5 protein-coding genes are annotated in these 4883 nt (G+C 73.2%); all 5 read right to left on the bottom strand.

Annotation, left to right across the window (positions count from 1 at the left end):
- On the bottom strand, positions 1-597 hold a 597-nt coding region (locus tag AB0F81_RS50330; RefSeq protein WP_360211445.1), incomplete at its 3' end, for a DUF4192 domain-containing protein.
- A gap of 127 nt (positions 598-724) precedes the next feature.
- Entirely contained in the window at positions 725-1453 is a 729-nt protein-coding gene (locus tag AB0F81_RS50335; protein WP_360211437.1) for a hypothetical protein, read from the bottom strand.
- Positions 1441-2493, bottom strand: coding sequence for a hypothetical protein (locus AB0F81_RS50340; RefSeq protein ID WP_360211439.1), 1053 nt, complete (start codon positions 2491-2493; stop codon positions 1441-1443). Before AB0F81_RS50340 ends, AB0F81_RS50335 begins: the two co-directional genes overlap by 13 nt.
- A 235-nt stretch (positions 2494-2728) precedes the next feature.
- Positions 2729-3418, bottom strand: coding sequence for a hypothetical protein (locus AB0F81_RS50345; RefSeq protein ID WP_360211441.1), 690 nt, complete (start codon positions 3416-3418; stop codon positions 2729-2731).
- Positions 3419-3725: 307 nt separating this feature from the next.
- Positions 3726-4700, bottom strand: coding sequence for a replication-relaxation family protein (locus AB0F81_RS50350; RefSeq protein ID WP_360211443.1), 975 nt, complete (start codon positions 4698-4700; stop codon positions 3726-3728).
- Between the last annotated feature and the right edge of the window lie 183 nt (positions 4701-4883).

Below are 4883 nucleotides of genomic sequence, written 5' to 3' on the forward strand. Positions count from 1 at the left end.
CGCGGCCTGCTGCTGGGCGTCGCCGGCGCCGGCGGCGGCCGCGGCCAGCAGGTGGGCGATCTCGGCAAACGCCGGGGGTACGGCGGTGTTCATGGCCTCGCGGTCGGTGCCGGTGAGCGGGGCCAGATTGTCGGCGACGGCTGCCCGGTCGGGCAGGGCGACCAGGCCGGCGACGGTGGCCTGGGCGGCGGTGGCGGTGGTGGCCGGGTCGAACGGCACCCCGGCGGCCGGGCACAGCGTGTCGTCGCAGTCGAGGTGCCACAGGGTGCCGTCGTGCACGCGGGCGGCCGCGGTCACCGGTATCCCGTCGTGCCGCAGCGCGCCGGTGGTGGCGTCGACCGCGACCTGCACCGGCCGGGCCGGTCCGTAGCCGATCAGGAAGACCGTGTCGGCGTGTTTGCGGGCCAGCAGCCGGGCGATGCGCCGCGCCTCGCCGTCGAAGTCGCTGTGCCGCGGCAGCGGGGTGGCCAGCGCGAACACGATCTGCTGGCGGTGCTGGGCCAGCGCGACGAGGCTGTCGTGCGGCTGGTAGCCGATCAGGTAGGGGGGCCAGCGCGACGGTGTCGGGCAGGTCGGTGAGCCGGAAGACGTGCGGATCGTTCATCGAAGGGTTCCTCCCAGTCGCAACAGGGGACCGGGGAACCCGGGCGCGTGACACACTGCGGCCCCGTCGGCCGGGTGACACGCGTCGGGTTCCCCGGCGGGGGAGTGGTCAGGGCACAGCTCAGCCGGCCTGGCGCAGCGCTCGCCGGCACAGGCACCAGCCGTCGGTCGCCCGGCAGTCCTGGCAGGCGCCGCAGTACAGGCAGTCGTGCCGGTCGTCGTCGAGCGGTTCGCTGCACCACCAGCACGTCGCCGGGTCAGCGGCGAGCCGGCCCAGCAGGGTGCGTGGTGCGAACAGGTCCCGGTAGCCGGTGTTGGAGTACCAGATCCCGCCGTCCCAGATCCCGGCCTGTTCGTTGAGCAGGTAGGCGTTGCGGCGGTAGCGGCGGTCCACCGTCAAGATGGCGATCTTGTTGTGGTCGCCCATCCACCGTCGCAGCCGCAGCCGGGTGCGGCGCAGCCGCAGCGGCCCCATCGCCGGGATCAGATCCTCCGCGGCGATGCGGGTGTCCGACCGTGGTTCGTTCGCGCCGACGTCGATGGGCAGGACCCCGTTGTGGGCCAGCACCGTGCGGGCGTCGCCGCCGACCCGCAGGGGGTGACAGTTGCCCACATCGACCGTGCCGCCGGTGCCCCACCGGGAGTGGAACAACGCCGGCCCGTCGGCATGGGTGCGGCGGGCGGCGGTGAACTCGTCGATGAGCTGCTCGCCGTTCATGCTGTGGCGCACCAGCAGACTGTCGCCGGTGGCGATCGCGAAGCCGTGGCCGTCGTCGTTGAGCAGGCTGCCGTTGTGCAGGGCGTGCGGATCCGGCTGCACGCCGGGCGGCAGGAAGGTCAGCAGGCACATGACAGCACCTCCAACTGCCGGGTCAGCGGCGCGTACACCGGCCGGGCGGTGAGCCAGTCGGTGAACGCCGGCCACGCCCAGCCGCCGGCGGTGATGTCGGCGACGGTCAGGGTGCGGGTGTACTCGACGCTGGCGGCGGCGAACGCGAACGCCGCTTTGACCACGTCCGGGTTCAGCGAACCGGCGAAGATCCGCAGTTCGAGGGTGTCGGCGTTGTTGGTGTTGATCGCCCGGTAGCGGTCGGCCCAGACCGCGCCTTTGGCGTAGTGCTTGACCGCGCGGCGGTCCTCCGGGCGAAACGCCGCCCAACTCGGTGCCCGGCGGCGGGCCAGCCGGACCACGTCGGTCTCGTTGCGGTAGATGAACTTCATCCACCGGAAGATGTGCGGCACCGAGGAGAACCCGGCCCGCGACACGTGCACGTGGATGCCGGTGGCGTCGGTGGCCTCGGCGCCGTGCTCGCTGAGCTGCTGAAGCATCGACCAGGGGAAGTGCTCGATCGCCCAGTCGTAGGCCATCGGGTGCGCGACCACCTCGAAACCGCTGGGCAGCGAGCCGTCGTGCTTGAGGTAGCCGAGGCTGCCGAGCGCGTCGGCGGCGATCTTCGCGCAGCGGTAGCCGTCGCCGCCGAAGACCTCCACTTCGATCTCGGGGCCGAGGAACAGCGGCCCGGTGCCGTGGAAGACCGGCAGCGGCCGGTAGGCGTAGTCGTGGACCAGGCCACCGAAGTCGCTGCCGCGCTCGTCGCAGTCGTCGCAGTTGCCGCAGACACAGGGGCAGCCGTTGCCGCAGGTGTCGTTGTCGCGGTTCCAGCCGTCGCAGGACGGGCACTGCCAGTAGTAGCGGTCGCGGCAGTCCCGGCAGATCGTCGAGCCGCGCACCGTACGCACGGTGTCGTCTGCTGCGGTGCGCGCGTGGCAGCGGGCGCAGGTCAGGCAGCGGACGTCCGCGACGGGCTGGCGGCAGTCCGGGCAGACGGCCGGCAGGCCGTCGGGTGTGGGGTGGGGGTTGACCGGGATGGCCGGTTGCCGGCACGGCATGGTGCTACCTCCGAAGAGACACGTCCCCGCGACAGCAGGCGCACCGGGATCTCCATCCCGGTGTCCGCGCCTGGCGTCTGCCATGAGGTGGCGTGGGGACTGCGGGATGGAAGAAGCAGCAGCGAGCAGCTGCTGCGTCAGGCGGTCCGGGGACCGCCCGGGCCGGGCGCCGCAGCAGGCGGCGGCCGGCGGATCGAGGGCACCTGCCCGGCAGGTGCGGTGCGGGATCGCCTGCTCAGCCGGCGGCGGCGACCGCGACCAGGACTGTGTCGCCGGTCAGCGCGGCCAGGTGGGCGTTGGCCGCGTCCAGATAGGCCAACCGGTCGGCCAGCCGCTGGCTGGCGGCGGTCAGATAGTCGCCGTCGGCGGTGACCAGGCCGGCGGCCGGGACCGCGGCCAGCCAGGCGACGTTCACATGGGTCAGGTAGCCGTTCTGCAGCTGTTCCAGCGCGGCGGTCGGCAGCGGACAGGGTTTGCCCGGCAGCGCGTTGTACGCGGTCATCGCCAGGATCCGTGGCTGCGCCCGATACTCCGCCTGCATGCGGTGCAGGGGGTGCCGGTCGGGGTCGGCGCGATGCCGCTCGGCGTAGCACCAGAACGGGGCGGCCGGGCGGGTGCCCGCGACGACCTGCTGCCACAGGCGCCATTGCGCGCCGGCTGCCGCGGCCGCCGCCGAGCGCATGGCGTCCAGGCTGAGCAGCCGGATCGGAGCGCCGACGGCCCGACCGTACCGATAGTTGATCACCTTGCGGGACCAGCGGGTGCGGGTGAGGAAGTGCGGAACCAGTCCGTCGGCGGGCTCGCCGTGGGCGGTGACCGCGTTGAGGGCGCGGTCCGGCAGCGACGCGGCGTCTGCCGCAGGGCAGACCACCACGATGCACGGGCCGGTGAACGTCGCGGTGACGGTGGGACGTGAAGCGCGCATGGCGGCTCCCTTTCACGGGACGAAGAAGGGGCTGCGCCGCGACGACGCGGGCAGTGGGCACGAGCACGCGCCGGGGCGCAGGGCGCCATCAGGCGGACGTGGCTCGCGGGCGGCCGAAGGGCCGCGAGAGGGTGGTGCCGGGGGCGGGTTCACCAGGGACGGCAGTCGCGGCCGACCGGCCTTGCGGCGGGTGGGCAGGTGGCGTCCTGCACGTCGTGGCGGTCCACGCCGGGTGCTGCGGCGGTGCAAACAAAGGTGGAGAAGTGGAGGAGGTCTGACCGTAGCGGCCGCACCCAACCCGCCGGGCTCAGTGGGCGTCGCCCAGCAGATACAGCGGGTCCTCCTCGGGTGCGGGCGGGCCGGGGTGGTAGGCCTGCCCACCGGCGCCGACCGGGCCGGGCAGCTCGGCCAGCCGCCAGCGCCGCGGGCCGTAGCCCACCAGGTGCCACACCGGGCCGGCCGGGCCGCCACAACCGGTGGCGTAGTCGCGGGCACCGGTCGCCACGATCACCGCGTCGGTGCTGCCGGGTTGGGCGGCCAGGTAGTCGTGCAGGTGCTGTTCGACCCTGGTGGTCGGCAACCAGAACAGCACCGGCCAGGCCAGGCCCCCTTTGTCGCGCAGCGTGCGATACCCGGGCAGTTTGCCGGCGCGCACGGCATGGGTCTCCGTGCCGGTGTCGTGTTCCAGGAAGAACGCCACCTGCCGGTCGCCGTCGACCCAGACGCCGTGACCGTCCGGCCGGGTGTTGTGGTTGACCTTGGCGAACGTGGTCCGGGCCGACCACCAGCGCGCCAACCGGGCCCCGGGACGGGCGCGGGCATAGGTCAGCAGGTCGATGAAGAACTGGTTGACCCCGTCGGCGTGCACCAGATGACCTAACCGGGTCGCGGCGGCCGGGTGTGCGTCGCGCTCATCGCGGACGGCACGGCTGCTCGGCAGCTTCTGACCGTGGTAGAGGGCGACGTAGCGGGCCGACAGCGGACCCGGCACCCAGTGCACCGGCAGCCGGCCGTGCACCGGGTGCACCGGCATGAACCAGTCGATGAACCCGATGCGGCGCAGCACATCGAGCCGGTTGCGGCAGGTGCGCGGCGACCGGAACAGGATCGCGGCGATCTGCTCGGTGGTCAGGAACCGGTGCTCGGCGAGCAGGTGGGCGATCACGTAGTCGCGCGGCTGCAGCCGCCAGGACGCGGCGAGCAGATCGTTGCGGGCGGTTACCCCCGGCCGGGGGATATCCCCCGCAGGGATATTTCGGAGTTGCTGCGGGTCGCTGGCCATGGGCCTCCTCGCTGCGGTGACAGGGACGGTTGGGGCGGGTCCGGGCCGGGCCTGCCGCGCCCGGGGGTTCGCCTGCGGGTGCACCCACCGGTGCGCCCGGGCTCGTCGTAGAGCCGCACCGACCCGTCGGCGTAGAACGCCAGCCCCTGCCGGGCGCCCGCGTCGCGGACCTTCACCCCGTTG

The organism is Actinoplanes sp. NPDC024001, assembly GCF_040638955.1.
Lineage (GTDB): Bacteria > Actinomycetota > Actinomycetes > Mycobacteriales > Micromonosporaceae > Actinoplanes.